A 16,500-nucleotide genomic window follows, 5' to 3' on the forward strand; every position below is an offset into this window, starting at 1 on the left:
CGGTTCCCACTTTTCCGGTTCATGCTTTGTAATCTCTATGCTTTGTAGCTCCGCACCCGCTTGATCATCTGCTCGACATGCGCGATCGGGGTTTCCGGCAAGATGCCATGGCCGAGATTGAAGATCAGCCGTCCGCCGGCGTAATTTTCCAGGACATCGTCGACCGCGCGATCAAGCGCCGCGCCGCCCGCGATCAGGACAAGCGGATCGAGGTTGCCCTGAACGGCAACGCGATTCTGCACGCGAGCGCGGATCAGCGATGGTTCGGCCGCCCAGTCGATGCTGACGCCGTCGACGCCGGTTGCGTCCACATAGTCCGGTAACGAGGCGCCGGCCCCTCTGGGGAAGCCGATGATCTTGGCGTCGGGGACCTGTTCGCGAACGCCCGCGACGATGCGGCGTGTCGGTTCGATCGACCAGCGTAAAAACTCGCGCGGCGGCAATACGCCCGCCCAGGTGTCGAAAATCTGCAGCACGTCGGCGCCGGCCTTGAGCTGGCCGACGAGATACTGGATCGAGTTCTTGACCAGCACGTCGATGATTTTTTCGAACGCATCGGGATGGGAATAGGCCAGCATCCGCGCCGGCGCCTGGTCCGGCGTGCCCTGGCCCGCCACCATATAGGTCGCCACCGTCCACGGCGCGCCACAGAAACCGATCAAGGCCGTCTTGGCGTCGAGTTCGCGTCGAACGCGGCGCAGCGCCTCGAACACCGGCTCCAGTTTGGCGAAATCGGCATGCGAGGCGAGGGTTGTGATTTTCTCCGGCGTATCCAGCGGATCGAGCCGCGGGCCTTCGCCGGCCTCAAACCGCACCGAGCGCCCGAGCGCATAGGGAATGACGAGAATATCGGAGAAGATGATCGCAGCGTCGAAGTGAAAACGGCGGATCGGCTGAAGGGTGACTTCAGCGGCGTATTCCGGCGTGAAGCACAGATCGAGAAAGCCGCCTGCTTTCACGCGCAACTCCCGGTATTCCGGCAGATAGCGACCGGCCTGCCGCATCATCCAGATCGGCGGCACCGCCTGCTTGCGGCCGGAGAGTACGTCGAGGAATGGCTTGGTCATGCTCACTCAGGGATAATGTGACCGACAAAGATCATTTCTGATACACCAAGAAAGGCCCGGAAAAACAAGTTTGTTTGCCGGGAAAACGGTCACTTTCAGTAATGCGGCGGCGGTTCATTGGCGAGGCCCGGCATCTGGCTTTCGGCCTCCCGCAACTGCTCGCCGAGCGCAACAAGCTGCCGCGTCAGCGCATCGATCTTCGCCCATTGTTCGGTGACGGTCTTGTTCAGCGTCTCGATGGTGTGATCCTGGAACGCCAGCCGCGACTCCAGCGTATCGATGCGGTCAGTGAGCGCCTTGAGATCACTCATCGCTGTCAGGCTCCGCATCCCGCTCACGCAAACCGTGGCCAAGCGCGACGCGCTCGTCGAAGACGAAGCACTCGCCGCGCCAGCGGCTGTCGGTCTCCGCGACCTGCTCGAGATATTTCAAGATGCCGCCCTTCAGGTGATAGACCTCGGTAAAGCCCTGCGCGAGCAGATAGCTCGAAGCCTTTTCGCAGCGGATGCCACCGGTGCAGAACATCGCGATTTTACGATCCCTCGACGGATCGAGGCGACGTGCGGCGAATTCCTTGAATTGGCCGAAGCTCGCGATGGCGGGATCAATCGCGCCTTCGAAGGTGCCGATGGCGACCTCGAAAGCGTTGCGCGTGTCGATGACAACCGTGCCAGGGGCGGCAATCAGACCGTTCCACTCCTCGGGCTCAACATAGGTGCCGACCTGGAGCGTCGGATCGGCAGCCTTGTCGCCGAATGTGACAATCTCTTTCTTCAGCCTGATCTTGAGCCGGCCAAACGGCATGGTCGTGGCGGAAGAGAATTTAAGTTCCAGATGGTCGAGGCGGCCACTAAAGAGTTCGCCGTGGCGAAGCGCTTCGACCAATTCGTCGATGGCCACGGGACTTCCAGCTAATGTGCCGTTGATCCCCTCATGGGCCAGCAGCACGCTACCTTTTAATTTGAGATCACCGCATAGTTTCCGCAGCGGCTCTCGCAGTTCGCGAAAGTCCGCTAGGGACGCAAATTGGTAAAAAGCGGCGACCTTGTAAGCCATCGTGGTCATCTAGCAGGAGGCGCCTTTGAAGGGCAGGGGCCCCCTCCACTTATGCATCATCCAAGCATTGCGCAGGTGGTATTGAATATGCCAAGTAACCCTCAACAAGCCCTGCAAATCTGGAAAAACAGCGACAAGTGAGCCATTTCGCATGAGAAATTTCCATCTCGCCGGCCGGTCGACGGTCCATGCCCAAAACGCCATGGTGGCGACGTCCCACCCGCTGGCGGCGCTGACAGCCATCGAGGTGCTACGAACTGGAGGGACCGCGGCCGACGCGGCGACCGCGGCTTCGGCGCTGCTCGCGGTGATCGAACCGCAATCCACGGGCATCGGCGGCGATTGCTTTGCGCTGATGCAGCCGAAGGGCGAAGGCAAGATCGTCGCCTATAACGGCTCGGGCCGTGCGCCGAAAGCGGCGACGCCGGAGTGGTATCTCGAACACAACATGCACGGGATTCCGCTCACGTCAGCGCATTCGGTCACCATTCCCGGTTCGATCGATGCGTGGGCGACCATCCTGCGCGACCACGGCAAATTTGGCCTCGACACCCTGTTGCAGCCGGCCATCAAGGCGGCCGAGGAGGGTTATGTCGTAGCACCCCGCATTGCCTTCGACTGGAAGAACGGTTTCGAGAAGCTGAAGAAGGGCGTCAACACCGAGCGCTACCTGTTGCCGCACGGCAATGCGGCGGTGGCCGGCGACGTGATCAAGCAGCCGGAGCTTGGTCAGACGTTGCGGGCGATTGCCAAAAGCGGGCCCGATGCTTTTTACAAGGGCGCGATCGCCGAGGACATGGTGGAGACCCTGCGGGGCGCCGGCGGCCTGCATACGCTGGAAGACTTTGCCAACCACACCACCGAGACGACGGTGCCGATCGGCACCCTCTATAAAGGTCTCGACGTCTGGCAGTGCCCGCCGAACGGACCCGGCATCACCATGCTGGTGATGCTCAACATCCTGTCGCATTTCGATCTGACAAAATTTGCTCCGTTAAGCGTCGAACGGTTTCACCTCGAAGCCGAGGCCGCGCGCGTCGCCTACATGATGCGCGAGCAGAACATCGGCGATCCCGCCCACGTCAAGGTCGATGTCGCCGGGATTCTCGCGAAGGAATTCGCCGACGAATGGGCCGGCAAGATTCGCATGGACCGGATGCTGGATCTGCCGAAGGTTTCGCCGCCGATGAATCCGTCGACGGTCTATATCTCCGTGGTGGACAAGGATCGCAACGTTTGCTCGTTCATCAATTCGGTCGCCCATGCCTGGGCTTCCGCCATCGTCTCCAACAAGACCGGCGTTCTCTTTCAAAATCGCGGCGCCGGTTTCCGCGTCGAGCCCGGCCATCCGAACTGCATCGCGCCGGGCAAGCGTCCGTTGCACACCATCATCCCGGCGCTCGCAACCAAGGGCGGCCGCGCCGTGATGCCGTTCGGCGTCATGGGCGGTCAGTACCAGCCGGTCGGCCAGACCCATGTGCTGACCAACATTCTGGACTATGGATGCGATGTGCAGGAGGCGATCGATATGCCGCGTGGTCTGCATTATGAAAACGTCTATCAGCTCGAAGACGGCATGCCCGCTGAAATCGTCGCAGGCTTGCAGAAGCTTGGACACCAGACCACCAAGGTCGTTCCGCCGCTCGGCGGCGGTCAGGCGATCTGGATCGATTGGGAGAAGGGGACGCTGACCGGCGGCTCCGATCCCCGCAAGGACGGCTGCGCGCTCGGATATTAAAGATCAGCGCCGCACTGGTCTTGCCGGGAGCGTTGGGATAGACAGTCGCCCGATCGTTCAAGTCCGATCACATCCAAGAAGGTAAGTCACCATGCGACGTTTTTCGCGCACGACGTTTTCCACCGTTGCCATTGCGTTGACTGTCTTGACCGCGTCGGCAGTCTCGATGCCGACCGCGGCGATGGCGCAAACCGCAGGAAAAGCCATGACCACCGCATCAGGATTGCAGATTATCGACAGCAAGGTCGGCACCGGCGCTACGCCAAAGCCCGGTCAGATTTGTGTCGTGCACTATACCGGCTGGCTCTACCAGGATGGGCAGAAGGGCAAGAAATTCGACTCTTCCGTCGATCGCAATGATCCGCTGGAATTTCCGGTCGGACAACGCAAGGTGATCGCCGGTTGGGATGAGGGCGTGGCTTCGATGAAGGTCGGCGGCAAGCGCACGCTGATCATTCCGCCCGAGCTTGGTTATGGCGCGCGCGGTGCCGGTGGCGTTATCCCGCCGAATGCGACGCTGATCTTCGAGGTCGAATTGCTCAACGTGAAGGGCTGATTTGACAACGGAATAAACAAAAGGCCACTCCACAAGGAGCGGCCTTTTGCATTCGGATATTATCCGCTCTGATTGGATCAAAGCTTCCGGTTGGCTTCGGCAGCAGCCTTGTTCACGGCGTCCTTTGTGGCTTCCTTGGCGTCGGCAAGCTTCTTCTGGCCCTTGCCTTTGACTTCCTGAATGGCGCCTTCGCCCTGCAAGCGGTCGGAGCCGACGGCTTCGCCGACGCCCTGCTTGGCCTTGCCCATCGCTTCGTTCGCGTTGCCTTTAACCTTGTCTGCGACGCTACCCATGAAATGCTCTCCTTGTTCGGTCGGTTTGATGCAGAACCAATTTTTGGGGCACTGAAACGTTCCTCGCGGGCTGGCCTGTCGGCGCCATTTTTTGTAGCGTCCTCAAGAAGATTTAACTGGAACCTATCGACATGAGCCATCCGCACGATCACAGCCATTCCGATCATTCCCATGAGCACGGCGAAGGGCGCTGGAAGCATGATGGTGTCCGGGTCATTCCCGGTAACCAGCTCGATCCCAACGTGCCCTCGACCGCCGGCATGGACCGCAAGGCTGCGATCAATTTCGCCCGCGTCGGCGCCCAGAAATTGTGGGCGGGCACGGTTACGATCAAACCGGATGCCAAGACCGGCGCGCATCATCACGGCCATCTCGAAAGCATCATCTACGTCGTCAGAGGCAAGGCGCGGATGCGGTGGGGGGACCATCTGGAATTTACGGCGGAAGCAAATCCCGGCGATTTCATTTTTGTGCCGCCTTATGTGCCGCATCAGGAAATCAACGCCAGTCCGGACCAGCCGCTGGAATGCGTGCTGGTGCGCAGCGATGGCGAAGCGGTCGCCATCAATCTCGACATCGAACCGGTCGAAAAGCCTGAAAAGGTGCTGTGGGTCGATCCCGTGCACCGCGACCCAAACAATCCCTGAGATGCTCGCAATCCCTGAGATACTTAAAGGGTGCTTAAGGCGGCGCGCGTAAACAGAGCACTTGAGACACGGGCTCGTTACCGTAATGCGATGCTGCGGGCGGACTTCACGGCGCGGAATATCTTCCGGCGCTGCGCGCGGTCTGCTAGATTGCGCGACGATTTGAGATATCGCGATTTCATTAGATGAAAATCGTAAATCGAGCTTCGCAAGACAAAAACTTAAAAGACTAAAACCCGTGATCGGAGAGGGAATCGTGACGCAACCCAAAGAATCGCCCATCAACCTATCGCTCGGACGCCGCTCCCTGATGAAGGGCGCCGGCCTCGGACTCGTCGCCGGAGGTCTTGCCGCGACGCTGCCCGCTCAAAGCGCCAGTGCTGCCGGCGAAGGCGGCGAAATCTGGAGCAGCGAATATTGGGCGAAGAAGGGCGACGTCCCCTTGTGGATGTTCCGCAAGCGCGTCGGCGCGCCGAAAGCCGGCGAGCCGTCCAAGCCGGTGCTGTTCTTCGTGCACGGCTCGTCGGTGACGTCACGCTGCTTCGATATTCAAGTCAAAGGTGGCGGCGAATATTCCGTAATGGACGAGTTCGCCCGTTACGGGTTTGACTGCTGGACTATGGATCACGAGAACTACGGCAAGTCCGGGCGGACCTCGGGCAATTCCGACATCAAGAGCGGTGTCGAAGATCTCAAGGCCGCGCTTGACGTCCTTGCCAAGGAAACCGGGCGGCAGAAGTATCACTTCCTCGGTGAATCCGCTGGCGCGATCCGTGCCGGCGCTTTTGCGGAGGTCCAACCCGACCGCGTCGATCGTCTTGTGCTGGCCGCTTTCACGTACAAGGGCGATGGTGCACCGACCCTTGTCAAGCGTGCCGAGCAGCTCGACTATTATCGCACCCACAACATGCGCAAGCGTGACCGCGAGATGATCCGCTCGATCGCCACCCGCGACAAGCCGGGCACCAGCGAACTCGCCGCTGTCGAGGCGCTGGCCGACGCCGAGATGCCGTTCGGCGATCAGGTTCCGACCGGCACCTACCTCGACATGACGTCCAAGATGCCGCAGGTCGATCCCAAGAAGGTTCTGGTGCCGACTCTCGTGATCAGCGGTCAATATGACGGAAATTCCACCCTTGCGGACCTACAGGATTTCTTCGGTCAACTGCCCAACGGCGATCACCAATTGATCATTCTGCCCGGCGTGGCGCACTCGGTCGTGCTGGCCACCAACCGGCAGCTGTTCTGGCATGCGACCAAGGCGTTTCTGACGATGCCAACGCCGATCTCGACATAACAACAAGACGATCTGATCAAGGTTGACTGATGGCCGGGCTTGTCCCGGCCATTTTTCTTGGTTCGGGAACTGTGTGGCGAAAGGTAGCGGCCAGCCGGTACTTCGAGAATTTTAAAATTCTTGATGTCGGATATAGGCTCTGTGGTTCGTCCTCGGCTCGATGTCACCCACGAAGGAGAGCCCGACCATGTCCAAAATCTCGCCCTGTCTCTGGTTCGACGGCGAAGCCGAAGAAGCCGCGAAATTCTATGTTTCGCTGTTGCCGGATTCGCAGATCAACCGGGTTCAGCGAAATCCTGTCGACAGCCCGGCCGGGAAGGCCGGCACGGTGCTGGTGGTCCAGTTCACCCTCGCCGGTCAGGTGTACATGGCCCTCAATGGCGGGACGCGTTTCGAATATACGCCGGCGATTTCGTTCAAGATCGACTGCGCCGATCAGGCGGAAGTCGATCGTCTGTGGGATGCACTGGCTTCCAATGGCGGCTCAACCCAGCAATGCGGCTGGGTCAGGGATCGCTACGGCGTGTCGTGGCAGATCGTGCCGTCGGTGCTGCCGGAATTTTTGGGTGGATCGGACGCGGCCGGCGCCAAGCGCGCGATGCAGGCGATGCTGGGCATGACCAAGCTCAACATCGCTGAATTGCGCCGGGCCTATGAAGGTAAATCGGCGGCGTAGCCGTGGATCGCGGGGGCAGCGCGCGATTCAGTAATTCGCGCGCAGCCCGATGCCGCTGTGAATGGTGTTGCCGACCGGCTGCGGCCCCAGCGTGCCGTCGACAAACAAGTCGGCGGGCCAGCCCTCGGTGATGCGGTATCCGATCCGGCCGCCATATTCGAACCAGTACTGGTTTCCGATCGTCGGGACCACGAGCCCATCGCCGGTTACCGTCGCGACAAGACCGGAATGGTTCGCAAACGACTGCACGAATCCGCCGTTGAGATTGCCTTCGATGCTGGAACCAAACAAATGGGTCCATTGTGCGCCGACCTTGGCGAGATTGGTTCGATCGGTGCCTGATGCGATGCTCGCGTTGAACGGATCGAATGCCGCGCTCGGGTCGCTGTACCCATTCACGCGTTGCCACAGCTGCCAGAGTTCGACGGAGGCTGCGAGTTCGTCGCGCGGGGACAGCCTGGAGATCCAGCCTGCTCTGCCATACACGCCGTATTCGCTGGCATTGGTCGAGCCTTGCAGCGCGACGCCGCCGAGATTTGTCATGTAGTTGCGGCCGTAACTCACTTTCTCGAATGGCGTCAGGATGGTGCCGACATCGAAGAACGGCCGCGAGGAACCCCAATCGGTGAAATCGTAACGCAACGCGAAGGCGCCGATCGGCGCACTGGTTACGTGGTATCCGCTCTCGCCATATTGGGTGTAGGCGAGGCCTGCCAGAAGCGACAGGTTGGAGGTGATCTCCTTGCGGCCATGGACGCCGGCCGAAAAAGATCCGGCGGAACCGAACGCGCTGACGCAATCGCTGCAATTGATCTGCTCGTTGACGCCGAGCAACACGTTGGCGAGTACCCGATTGGTGATGATCTGATTGAAACGCTGATTGGCAAGCCCGTTGATCGAGGCGCTGCTGGAGTCTGCTCCGGTCGGTGTCGTGGGTGGGGTGGGAGTTGGAGGCGGCGCGAAGGTTTGCGCGGCTGCGGGAAACGTCAAGGGAAGCAAAACGAGCAACGGCAACGCTAGTGCGACCGCGACGATGAACTTGCGAAAGAATCTCTCCATCGTCAGCGCCCGCACAGCGCGCCGGTATCGTCGGTGCCGTCATCGGCAGGCGGCGGGGGGCGGCCTCCGCGTAATGAGTCACGCTGCAAAGCCCGGGCGATGCCGCGCAGTTTGCCGCGAAGGTCCAGGGCGAGTTGCCGGACTTCCGGATCGTGGTCTTGCTGCCGGTCGAGGTGATGATGGCGGTGTCGCCGGGATTTATCAGCTCGGTGCAGGCACCGCCGATGGCGCAGACGCGCGAAGCGCCTTCTTGCAGCACGACGGTGGTTTTTCCGCGCTGTGACAGGATATCAAGAACGGTGCCGCGCACGCCGATGGTCGCGACCGACGTGGTGATTTTGTAAGCGGCCTTCTCGGAATTTCCCGTCACAAAACGGAACGCACCAGTCGCGAGCTTGATGGCGATGTCGCGATAGGAGTGTTCGTCGTTGAACACGGTGCGGTCGAGCGTGATCGAGGCGTTAGGACCAAGCGACAGATTGGTGTTGTCGGCCATCACGAGCTTTGCCGCGCTCTCCTGACCGGTACGCACGGTCTCGTCGCGCATCAGGCCGTCACCGACGTTGCATGCTCAGCGTGCCGGCAACACGGGCAACCTCGTTTTGCACGAGAACCGCTTCGCCGACGCGGGTCTGCGCGTGGGCCGGATGAAGCGCTACGCGCGCAAAGGGCAACAGGACCAAGACGAGTAAAATACGCTGGCGCCAATTCATGGATTTTTGTCTGCCGCTGTCGTTGTCCCGCACGCAGCCGTCGATGTGGTATATTTGCCACAAGCGATGTGCCACGACCCCGGTGGTTGGTGGTGTCAGCGTCGGATTGCGTTCAAAGCCACGCTCCAAAAAAATATCTGGACTTCCCAAGGCGATTGTCCAGCCTGGGGAGAGCAGGCAAAAGCTTTGACGTCGCTTACTTCGAGGCGGTTTTGCTGTTGAGATTGACGACCTGAACCCGGCGGTTGACGGCGGACGCTGGCGCGCTCGGGTCCTTCAGCTTGCTCTTGCCATAGCCGACGGTGACGAGATCGGCGCCGGCAATGCCGTATTTGTCGGCGAGATATCGCTTGATCGTATCGGCGCGGCGTTCGGAAAGATCCTGGTTGAAGGCGTCGCCGCCGATCGCATCGGTATGGCCGGCGACCACGAAAGTCGAGCCTTTCAGTTCAGGGGTAGACAGCGCCTTGCCGAGTTCCTGCACGGCGGGCAGCGAGGCCTGGTTGATCCTCGCGGAATTATATTCGAACTGAATATCGAGATCGATCCTGGGCTTGGCGGCAGCGAGTCCCGCGATCTGCTCGCGTTCGCCGAGCGAGAGCGAGCGGGTTTTCCTGTTGCGTACGCTGTCGACGAAGCCGTCCTCCCCGGCCTGAACGGAAGGATCGGCGGGCCGCTCGGCCGAGAGGCTGCGGGTCAGCGCTTTCGGTTGCAGCGCGTTGACGATCTGGTCCGCGGAGACAGTATTGTCGGCAGCCGACGCCATGCCGGCCGTCATCGAGAGGGCGGCAGCGAGCGTTATCGCGATGATACGGGAAGTTCCGGAAAAGCCGGTCATGGTTTTGATCCTCGCCATTTTCCTTGTGATTTGATGCTCCAACGGCGGAAAAGGTTCGATTGAGATGATATGATTTAAGGTCAGACAGACGGCCTTAGGCCCGAGATCATGATCTCAGCCGTCGGTTTGGATTGGAAAGTGGTCACGCAGCCGCGGAGGCACGGACAAAAAATTGGCTAGATGGGCTTCTAAAGATGGTTTGGTTGCGACGATTTCGAGAGAGTGAACGTCAACTGTCCCTGTTTCCGACCCAGAAGAAACCAAACGAATACCAAGGGTATCGTCCAATCATGCCAGGGCAGGTGGGAACCCCGGTCTCCGTGCTGATCGGCGCGGTCATCATTGCCGCGGCCATTTTGCTGTCCACGCTGATCACGGCGGTTGGAACCCGCTTCATCGGCATGGAAAGCGGGCTTGAGGATAATGTGTGGCTGATCGATCGCCTCACCGGCAACGTCTATCGGTGCAAGGCCCCGGAGCGCGGCAAGGCGGCGTGCGACGCGGAAATCGCCACTGGAAGCGTCGGCGGCCGCGTCAAGCCCTGAGCCGTCTGATTCCTTTCGGGTTGAGACGACTATCGCAGCGCCCGAATCCCGTTAAATTGCTGGTGTGGTGAATTTGAAGTTCCTATCAGTTTCGCGGTAATCTCGGTTAGGAACTTCAAATTCTATACCGCACTAGAAGTCATAGTTTGCTAGTGCCCCTTTGATTCCGAAGTCCGCATAAGACGGTGCCGCGAAAGCAGGCGGACTTCGGAATCGGAGCACTAGTGGAATGCCGCGGACCGACCAACCCTTCCCGATCACGGCGCGTGCGGCCAGGGCCATCTGGCTGCGCGCCCAGCGGCTCGATTTGGAAGCTCCGTTCGGCGAGGGCCCAGCGGCGACGCGCGATGCGATCGAGCATCTCGGCTACGTGCAGATCGACACCATTCATGTGATCGAGCGCTGCCACCATCACATTCTCTGGAATCGTATTCCGGCCTACCGCCGCACTGACTTGCACCACGCCCAGAGCGTCGACAAAAGCGTGTTCGAATATTGGACCCATGCGCTGTCCTATGTGCCGGCGAAGGATTTCCGGTTTTTTATTCCCGCGATGAAGCTTCATCGGCGCGAAGGCCACAGATGGTTCGGCGAGGTCAAGCCGGCCGATTTGCGCAAGGTGATGCGGCTTCTGAGGAAAGACGGCGCGCTGACGATCCGCGACATCGAGGACGACGTACTGGTCGAGAAAGTACACGCCTGGGCCAGCCGCAAGCCGTCGAAGCGAGCGCTGCAACTGGCCTTCTACGAAGGCCGGGTCACGATCTCCGAGCGCAACGGCATGCTCAAGACGTATGAGCTGACGGACCGGCATTTCGGGTGGGAGGCTTTGCCGAAGGCCGCCTCAACGCGCGAAATTACCGGATATTTGCTCGACCGTGGCCTTCGCGCGCAGGGCGTGGTCAGCCTTGATTCGATCTGCCATCTCGATGCACCGAGCAAGAAGCAAGTCCGGCTATTGATCGAGGCGCGCGTTCGCCGCAAGGAACTCGTTCCTGTCGCGCTCGAAGGCGCGGGCAAACAGGAGCATTGGGCGCGGCCCGAGACGCTCGAGGCCACAGACAACGACGCCTCGGTGCGCGTGCACATTCTTTCCCCGTTCGATCCGTTGATCATCCAGCGCAAGCGGACGCGCCTGATCTTCGGCTACGAGCATCTCTTCGAGGCCTATGTGCCGAAGGAAAAGCGGCGCCTCGGCTATTTCGCCCTGCCGGTTCTGGTCGGCGACGGGATCGTCGCCGCGCTCGATCTCAAGACCGACCGCCAGAAGAAAAAATTGCTTTTACAGAAATGGAATTGGGTAGGTAGCTCCGTGAAGGGCCCGCGCAAGGAGTTGAAGCGGGGAATCGAAGAGGAATTGCACCGCTTCGAGCGTTTTCAGCTCGGCGAGTGAGGCGTTTCTGTTGCCAGCGTCGATCCGCCTAAGCGGTCGAGTCCCACGGCCAGCAGAATTCCCGCGCCATAGGCGAGTATATTCCACACCGAAAAAAATCGGCCGAGTAACAGCGCGCCGGCAAGCGTCAGGCGAAACTCGTCGAGCCAAGGTGTGTGAAAAAGCCGGAACAGTTCGACGCCGACGGCGATCACGGCGGAAATCGCAGCAGTAGGCCATCTTGAAAACCGTGGCAGTGCGATCGCCACCAGGAAGAACACCATCGCGCCCCAAAGAATCGAGCCGCCATATTTCACGATTGGAGCAGGTATTCCGAGGCCGGGTCCGAAGCGGCGCAGCGCAAGTCCGAGGACAATGATTGTCACCAACAGGCCGGTGCGAGCAATGATCGTCACGATAGTGCGCTGTCGGAGATCGGCATCGTAACTTCGAAAGCAGCGCCCGCCTCGGAATCCACGAGGCGGATCGTGCCGCCATGCGCCTCCAGCACGGCGCGCACGATGGCAAGGCCCATGCCTGTGCCGCCGCTGTCGCGCCGCGTCGTAAAGAAGCTGTCGAATATCCTGGCCCGATTGTTGGGCGAAACGCCTTCGCCGTTATCGCTAACGGTCAAAACCAGCAGCGTCCCTTGCCGCGCGGCTGACAGATCAAACGCCGTACTGCCGTGGCGCGTGGCGTTGTCGGCAAGATTGGACAGAATGATCATGGCGTTTTCCTCGGACATGCGGACTGGCATGTCGAGATCGCCGCTTGCTCTGATATCGAGGGCGGCAAAAGACGCGCGTAGGATCGCGACCGCATCTGTCAGCCTGGTGGCGCCGACCGCGACCGGATTTTCGGCGCGCGCCAGGTCGCGCAGGCGGCCGGAAATTTTTGCCAGCCGGTCGGTGTCCGCAATGATGTTGTCGAGGAATTTGCGGCGGTCGTCGTCGTCCATGTCGGGCTCATCGACGTCGTCGCGCAATAATTCCGCCGCACCCTGGATTGACGTCAACGGCGATTTCAGTTCGTGCGAAACGTGAGTCGCAAATGTCGAAATAAAGTGTGAGCGCATATCCAGCCGTTGCGCCATCTCCAGGAAACTTTGCGACAGCGTTGCGAACTCGCCGGTGCCGTGCCGTTTGAGGGGCCGAAGCGCGGCGCGGTCGCCCTTGCCGATCTGGTTGGTCCGCTCGACCAATTCGCGCATCGGCTCGGTGATGGTGCGGTGAAACAGAAATCCGATCAGAAGCGTCGGAACGATCATGAAGAGAACGGCGAGCGCGGCCTTGGTCCGTTGCTCATAGAGGTTCTTGAAGACATTGCTCGGCGTGCGCGAGGCATAGATGACGCCGGCGACCTGATCGCGCACGATCACCGGCATTGCCGTGAACATCCTGATTCCAGTGCCCCGGCTGATGGAATAGAGCGCCGGTTGATCGTGTTTCGAAATCCGCACGCGCAGCACCGCGGCAAACCGCCCTTGCAGGGCCTCGGCGACTTCTTCCAGATGCGCGAGCGAAAGTCCGACTTCCTCGCGGCCGGCAATGACGACGCCGTTCGGATCGAGCAGCCGGAAGCCTGCGAGCGTCACGTTCTGGGTGGCGGCGAGGTCCGGCGTCATGCGCGCACCGAGAGCGACGAAGGCGGGGTTGGGGTTAAGCGCCGGTGGACGCGCTTCGGGTCTCGGCGGCAGCACGCTCTCATTGGCCAATTCAAGCTTCGGCCATATCGGCTGATAGGGGCCATCCGTCGGCGCTTGCACGGCGGGCGGAGCTTTCGCGCCGAGCGGGACATCGCGTGAAATTGCGGATTCGACTTCGCGGTGAAACACCGCAGCCAGTGCCGCGCTTTGAGCGATCAATTCGGACTCGGTCTCCCGGATCAACTGGTTCTGATAGACCTTGAGAAAATACAGGCTGAACAGCGGCAGCAGAAGCACGCTCGCCAGAACCAGAAAAACCACGAGGCTGAGGCTTGGCCGCCATTTTGCCGGCGCCGCCGCGGCCGATCGACCGGGGATCATCAATGCGATGCCCCGCAACGGCCGAGTCTGAAGCCGACCCCGTGAACGGTTTCGATTGCGGATTCACAGCCGGCCGCGGCCATCTTGGCGCGGATGTTGCGGATATGGCTATCGATGGTGCGGTCGGCGACATGGATGTTGCCGGCGTAGGCGGCATCCAGGATCAGTTCGCGCGTGAACACAAAGCCGGGCCGCGCTACCAGCGTACGCAGGATTGAGAATTCAAGCGCGGTCAGCGCAACGGGTTTGTTCGCAAAACTGGCCGTTCGGGAATCTGCGTCGATCGCGAGTTCGCCATGCTTGAAAGTATTGGATTCCGCAGGCTGTGGCGTGGTGCGGGTGCGCCGGAGGATCGCGTTCACCCGCGCGACCAGTTCGCGTGGACTGAACGGCTTGGTCACGTAGTCGTCGCCACCGATCTCGAGGCCGAGGATGCGGTCGATCTCTTCGTCGCGCGCCGACAGGAACAGGATCGGGGTCTCCGCGGCTTTTCTGATCTGCCGGCATACTTCGAGGCCGTCCATCTCGGGCATGCCGACATCGAGGACGATGAGGTCATGGAGGTTGCGGTCGAACTGACGCAGTGCCTCCCTGCCGTCGGTCGCGATCGAAATGTTCATCCCGCTTTTTTCGAACGCAAAGCGCACGACGTCGCGGATATGAGGATCGTCGTCGACGACGAGAATGGAATAGGCCATGTTTTATGAGCCTTTAGTGCTGGCGCAATTGGAAGATGTCTCGGGAGGTGTAGTCAAGTATTCGGCCAATTACCAAGCCGTTACCTGTCGATTGTTAGGACGGATCTATATTCCCGGAATGGACGAGGGTGAGGTGGCTCGCCTTCTTGGCGTTGGAAGGATTCGAAACGCTGCGCCGCGGGAAGGCGACGACGCTGGGACGGGAGGGAGGCGAGTCCAGCCACCAGCCGTCACGGAGCAGGGTTCGGGGCAGGCGCGACCGGCGGAATGAAACGGGGATGATTTTTGCCATGCGCGAGAGGATGCCGATCCTCTTGGCAGGCTGTTTGTCTGGCGCGTTGAGGATTTGCGGATTTCTTTGCAGATTTTGCGCAAAGCGGCTTTGCCACCCTCATCCGCGCGGGCGGGGGTTGCGCGCAATGCCATGAGGCGTTACGGCTTTGCCCGCTTAAAAAAGAACAATTTCGGGGGAAAACGCATGGCTACCACAACCATTTCCGAAGCCGGCGCGGCGAAAAGCGAACTGGAAACGTCCACGATCCGCACGATCTCGTGGCGGCTGATTCCGTTTCTGGTGCTGGCCTATTTCTTTTCCTACCTCGACCGCGTCAACCTCGGCTTCGCCGCGCTGACCATGAACGCCGAGCTGAAATTCTCGCCCACGATCTTTGCGTGGGGCGCCGGCATTTTCTTCATCGGCTATTTCATTTTCGAGGTGCCGAGCAATCTGGCGCTGGAGAAATTCGGCGCCAGCCGCTGGATCGCTCGCATCATGGTGACGTGGGGCATCATCTCGGCGCTGATGTCGCTGGTCAGCGGCGAGTTGAGCTTTTACATCCTTCGCTTCCTGCTCGGTGTTGCCGAAGCCGGATTTTTTCCCGGCATCATCCTCTATCTGACCTATTGGTACCCGGCCGAATACCGCGCACGCTTTCTTGCCGCCTTCGCCATCGCCGTTCCCGTTTCCACCGTGATCGGCGCGCCGGTATCGGGATTGCTCCTCGGGCTCGACGGCGCGATGGGGCTGAAGGGATGGCAGTGGCTGTTCATTATCGAAGGGGTGCCGTCCGTTCTGCTCGGCATCGTCACCTGGTTCTATCTCACCGACAGGCCCGAGCGCGCCGACTGGTTGACCGCTGAGCAAAAGGCGTGGCTTGCCTCAAAACTCAACGCCGAGACTGCTACCAAGCAGGCCGCCACACAACTGACGCTTGGCGAGGCCTTGTCGTCGCCGAAAGTCATCATGCTGAGCCTGTCCTATTTCGGCTTTGTCGGCGCGCTCTATGGCATGCAGTTCTGGCTGCCGCAGATCGTGAAGGCGTTTGGCCTGACGAATGCGCAGACCGGCTTCGTCACCGCGATCCCGTACCTGTTCGGCACAATCGCGATGATCCTGTGGGCGCGGCATTCAGATGCCTCGCGGGAGCGCATCCTGCATGTCGGGGCGCCGCTGTTGCTCACGGCGCTCGCGTTGGCCGCTTCCAGCACCATCAGTGACCCAACCATGACCATGGTGGTGCTCACGGTCGCCGCGATCGGGGTGTTCTGTACCTTCGGCACGTTCTGGACGCTGCCGACCGCATGGCTTTCGGGTACGGCGGCGGCCGGTGCGATCGCGCTGATCAATTCGATCGGCAACCTCGCCGGCTTCGGCGGCCCGTATTTGATCGGCTGGGTCAAGGAGGCAACCGGCAGCACTTCGACCGGGCTGCTCGTGCTCGCGGTGCTGCCCCTGATCGGCGGGCTCCTGGTGTTTCTCGGCGGTCATGAATCCAAGGCCGAGTTCGCCAGTTCGGAAAAGGTGGCCTAGGCCCGCTTCTCTGTTTACGAAGCGTCAACTCAATCTTGGGTCTCTGCCCGAACGGGCTCGCGTTCACGGTTTCATGATTACTGACGAATATTGACATTCGTCATTCAAT

19 protein-coding genes and 1 pseudogene are annotated in these 16,500 nt (G+C 60.5%); 9 read left to right on the top strand and 11 right to left on the bottom strand.

Features of this window, described 5'->3' with window-relative positions; genetic code table 11:
* Positions 1-35 precede the first annotated feature (35 nt).
* The 3 genes from hemE to trhO form a co-directional block, all read right to left on the bottom strand.
* Positions 36-1,067: a uroporphyrinogen decarboxylase gene (hemE, locus tag ABSE61_RS05795; protein WP_423870126.1), complete on the bottom strand. Its 1,032-nt coding sequence runs from the start codon at positions 1,065-1,067 to the stop codon at positions 36-38.
* Positions 1,068-1,162: 95 nt separating this feature from the next.
* Positions 1,163-1,378 carry a SlyX family protein gene (locus tag ABSE61_RS05800; RefSeq protein WP_423870127.1) on the bottom strand — a complete coding sequence of 72 codons (216 nt, stop codon included), beginning with the start codon at positions 1,376-1,378 and terminating at the stop codon, positions 1,163-1,165.
* On the bottom strand, positions 1,371-2,123 hold the full coding sequence (gene trhO / locus ABSE61_RS05805) for an oxygen-dependent tRNA uridine(34) hydroxylase TrhO (protein ID WP_423870161.1): 753 nt from the start codon (positions 2,121-2,123) through the stop codon (positions 1,371-1,373). The genes ABSE61_RS05800 and trhO overlap by 8 nt, the downstream gene beginning before the upstream one ends.
* Before the next feature lie 151 nt (positions 2,124-2,274).
* Here trhO and ggt point away from each other — a divergent pair, with 151 nt between their 5' ends.
* Together ggt and ABSE61_RS05815 are read left to right on the top strand one after the other, a co-directional pair.
* The gene (ggt, locus tag ABSE61_RS05810; protein WP_423870128.1) at positions 2,275-3,861 is read left to right on the top strand and encodes a gamma-glutamyltransferase; all 1,587 of its coding nucleotides are present in this window, start codon (positions 2,275-2,277) and stop codon (positions 3,859-3,861) included.
* 91 nt (positions 3,862-3,952) lie between these two features.
* The gene (locus ABSE61_RS05815; RefSeq protein WP_423870129.1) at positions 3,953-4,417 is read left to right on the top strand and encodes an FKBP-type peptidyl-prolyl cis-trans isomerase; all 465 of its coding nucleotides are present in this window, start codon (positions 3,953-3,955) and stop codon (positions 4,415-4,417) included.
* Between the two features lie 77 nt (positions 4,418-4,494).
* Here the strand turns inward: ABSE61_RS05815 and ABSE61_RS05820 are convergent, their stop codons facing one another.
* Entirely contained in the window at positions 4,495-4,710 is a 216-nt protein-coding gene (locus ABSE61_RS05820) for a CsbD family protein (protein ID WP_423870130.1), read from the bottom strand.
* 131 nt (positions 4,711-4,841) lie between these two features.
* Here ABSE61_RS05820 and ABSE61_RS05825 point away from each other — a divergent pair, with 131 nt between their 5' ends.
* The 3 genes from ABSE61_RS05825 (at position 4,842) to ABSE61_RS05835 (ending at position 7,330) form a co-directional block, all read left to right on the top strand.
* The gene (locus ABSE61_RS05825; protein WP_423870131.1) at positions 4,842-5,357 is read left to right on the top strand and encodes a cupin domain-containing protein; all 516 of its coding nucleotides are present in this window, start codon (positions 4,842-4,844) and stop codon (positions 5,355-5,357) included.
* Between the two features lie 256 nt (positions 5,358-5,613).
* Positions 5,614-6,654, top strand: a complete 1,041-nt coding sequence (locus ABSE61_RS05830) for an alpha/beta hydrolase (RefSeq protein WP_423870132.1) — start codon at positions 5,614-5,616, stop codon at positions 6,652-6,654.
* A 187-nt stretch (positions 6,655-6,841) separates the two neighbouring features.
* The gene (locus tag ABSE61_RS05835; RefSeq protein ID WP_423870133.1) at positions 6,842-7,330 is read left to right on the top strand and encodes a VOC family protein; all 489 of its coding nucleotides are present in this window, start codon (positions 6,842-6,844) and stop codon (positions 7,328-7,330) included.
* Positions 7,331-7,357: 27 nt separating this feature from the next.
* Here the strand turns inward: ABSE61_RS05835 and ABSE61_RS05840 are convergent, their stop codons facing one another.
* Positions 7,358-8,389, bottom strand: a complete 1,032-nt coding sequence (locus ABSE61_RS05840; protein WP_423870134.1) for a hypothetical protein — start codon at positions 8,387-8,389, stop codon at positions 7,358-7,360.
* 158 nt (positions 8,390-8,547) lie between these two features.
* Between ABSE61_RS05840 and ABSE61_RS05845 the strand changes: the two genes are divergently transcribed.
* Positions 8,548-8,733, top strand: coding sequence for a hypothetical protein (locus tag ABSE61_RS05845; protein WP_423870135.1), 186 nt, complete (start codon positions 8,548-8,550; stop codon positions 8,731-8,733).
* Here the strand turns inward: ABSE61_RS05845 and ABSE61_RS05850 are convergent.
* The 3 genes and pseudogenes from ABSE61_RS05850 to ABSE61_RS05860 form a co-directional block, all read right to left on the bottom strand.
* Positions 8,691-8,936 (bottom strand): annotated as a pseudogene (locus ABSE61_RS05850) (FecR domain-containing protein); the annotation flags it as partial. The gene ABSE61_RS05845 and the pseudogene ABSE61_RS05850 overlap by 43 nt on opposite strands.
* Positions 8,937-8,943: 7 nt before the next feature.
* Positions 8,944-9,252: a hypothetical protein gene (locus ABSE61_RS05855; RefSeq protein ID WP_423870136.1), complete on the bottom strand. Its 309-nt coding sequence runs from the start codon at positions 9,250-9,252 to the stop codon at positions 8,944-8,946.
* A 46-nt stretch (positions 9,253-9,298) separates the two neighbouring features.
* Positions 9,299-9,940, bottom strand: a complete 642-nt coding sequence (locus ABSE61_RS05860) for an OmpA family protein (RefSeq protein WP_423870137.1) — start codon at positions 9,938-9,940, stop codon at positions 9,299-9,301.
* A gap of 290 nt (positions 9,941-10,230) precedes the next feature.
* Here ABSE61_RS05860 and ABSE61_RS05865 point away from each other — a divergent pair, with 290 nt between their 5' ends.
* Both ABSE61_RS05865 and ABSE61_RS05870 read left to right on the top strand, forming a co-directional pair.
* Positions 10,231-10,485 (top strand): hypothetical protein, encoded by a 255-nt coding sequence (locus ABSE61_RS05865; RefSeq protein WP_423870138.1) that lies wholly within the window; start codon positions 10,231-10,233, stop codon positions 10,483-10,485.
* A gap of 229 nt (positions 10,486-10,714) precedes the next feature.
* On the top strand, positions 10,715-11,878 hold the full coding sequence (locus tag ABSE61_RS05870) for a winged helix-turn-helix domain-containing protein (protein ID WP_423870139.1): 1,164 nt from the start codon (positions 10,715-10,717) through the stop codon (positions 11,876-11,878).
* Here ABSE61_RS05870 and ABSE61_RS05875 read toward each other — a convergent pair.
* From ABSE61_RS05875 to ABSE61_RS05885, 3 genes are read right to left on the bottom strand one after another with little or no spacing between them, the layout of a single operon-like run.
* The gene (locus ABSE61_RS05875; protein ID WP_423870140.1) at positions 11,863-12,273 is read right to left on the bottom strand and encodes a ribosomal maturation YjgA family protein; all 411 of its coding nucleotides are present in this window, start codon (positions 12,271-12,273) and stop codon (positions 11,863-11,865) included. The two genes, ABSE61_RS05870 and ABSE61_RS05875, sit on opposite strands and share 16 nt — an antisense overlap.
* Positions 12,270-13,883 carry a sensor histidine kinase gene (locus ABSE61_RS05880; protein WP_423870141.1) on the bottom strand — a complete coding sequence of 538 codons (1,614 nt, stop codon included), beginning with the start codon at positions 13,881-13,883 and terminating at the stop codon, positions 12,270-12,272. Before ABSE61_RS05880 ends, ABSE61_RS05875 begins: the two co-directional genes overlap by 4 nt.
* A complete protein-coding gene (locus tag ABSE61_RS05885; RefSeq protein ID WP_423870142.1) occupies positions 13,883-14,581 on the bottom strand; it encodes a response regulator transcription factor in 699 nt (232 codons plus the stop codon). Before ABSE61_RS05885 ends, ABSE61_RS05880 begins: the two co-directional genes overlap by 1 nt.
* Before the next feature lie 478 nt (positions 14,582-15,059).
* Between ABSE61_RS05885 and ABSE61_RS05890 the strand changes: the two genes are divergently transcribed.
* Positions 15,060-16,391 carry an MFS transporter gene (locus ABSE61_RS05890; protein WP_423870143.1) on the top strand — a complete coding sequence of 444 codons (1,332 nt, stop codon included), beginning with the start codon at positions 15,060-15,062 and terminating at the stop codon, positions 16,389-16,391.
* Positions 16,392-16,500 lie beyond the last annotated feature (109 nt).

This window comes from Bradyrhizobium sp., assembly GCF_049519115.1.
Lineage (GTDB): Bacteria > Pseudomonadota > Alphaproteobacteria > Rhizobiales > Xanthobacteraceae > Bradyrhizobium.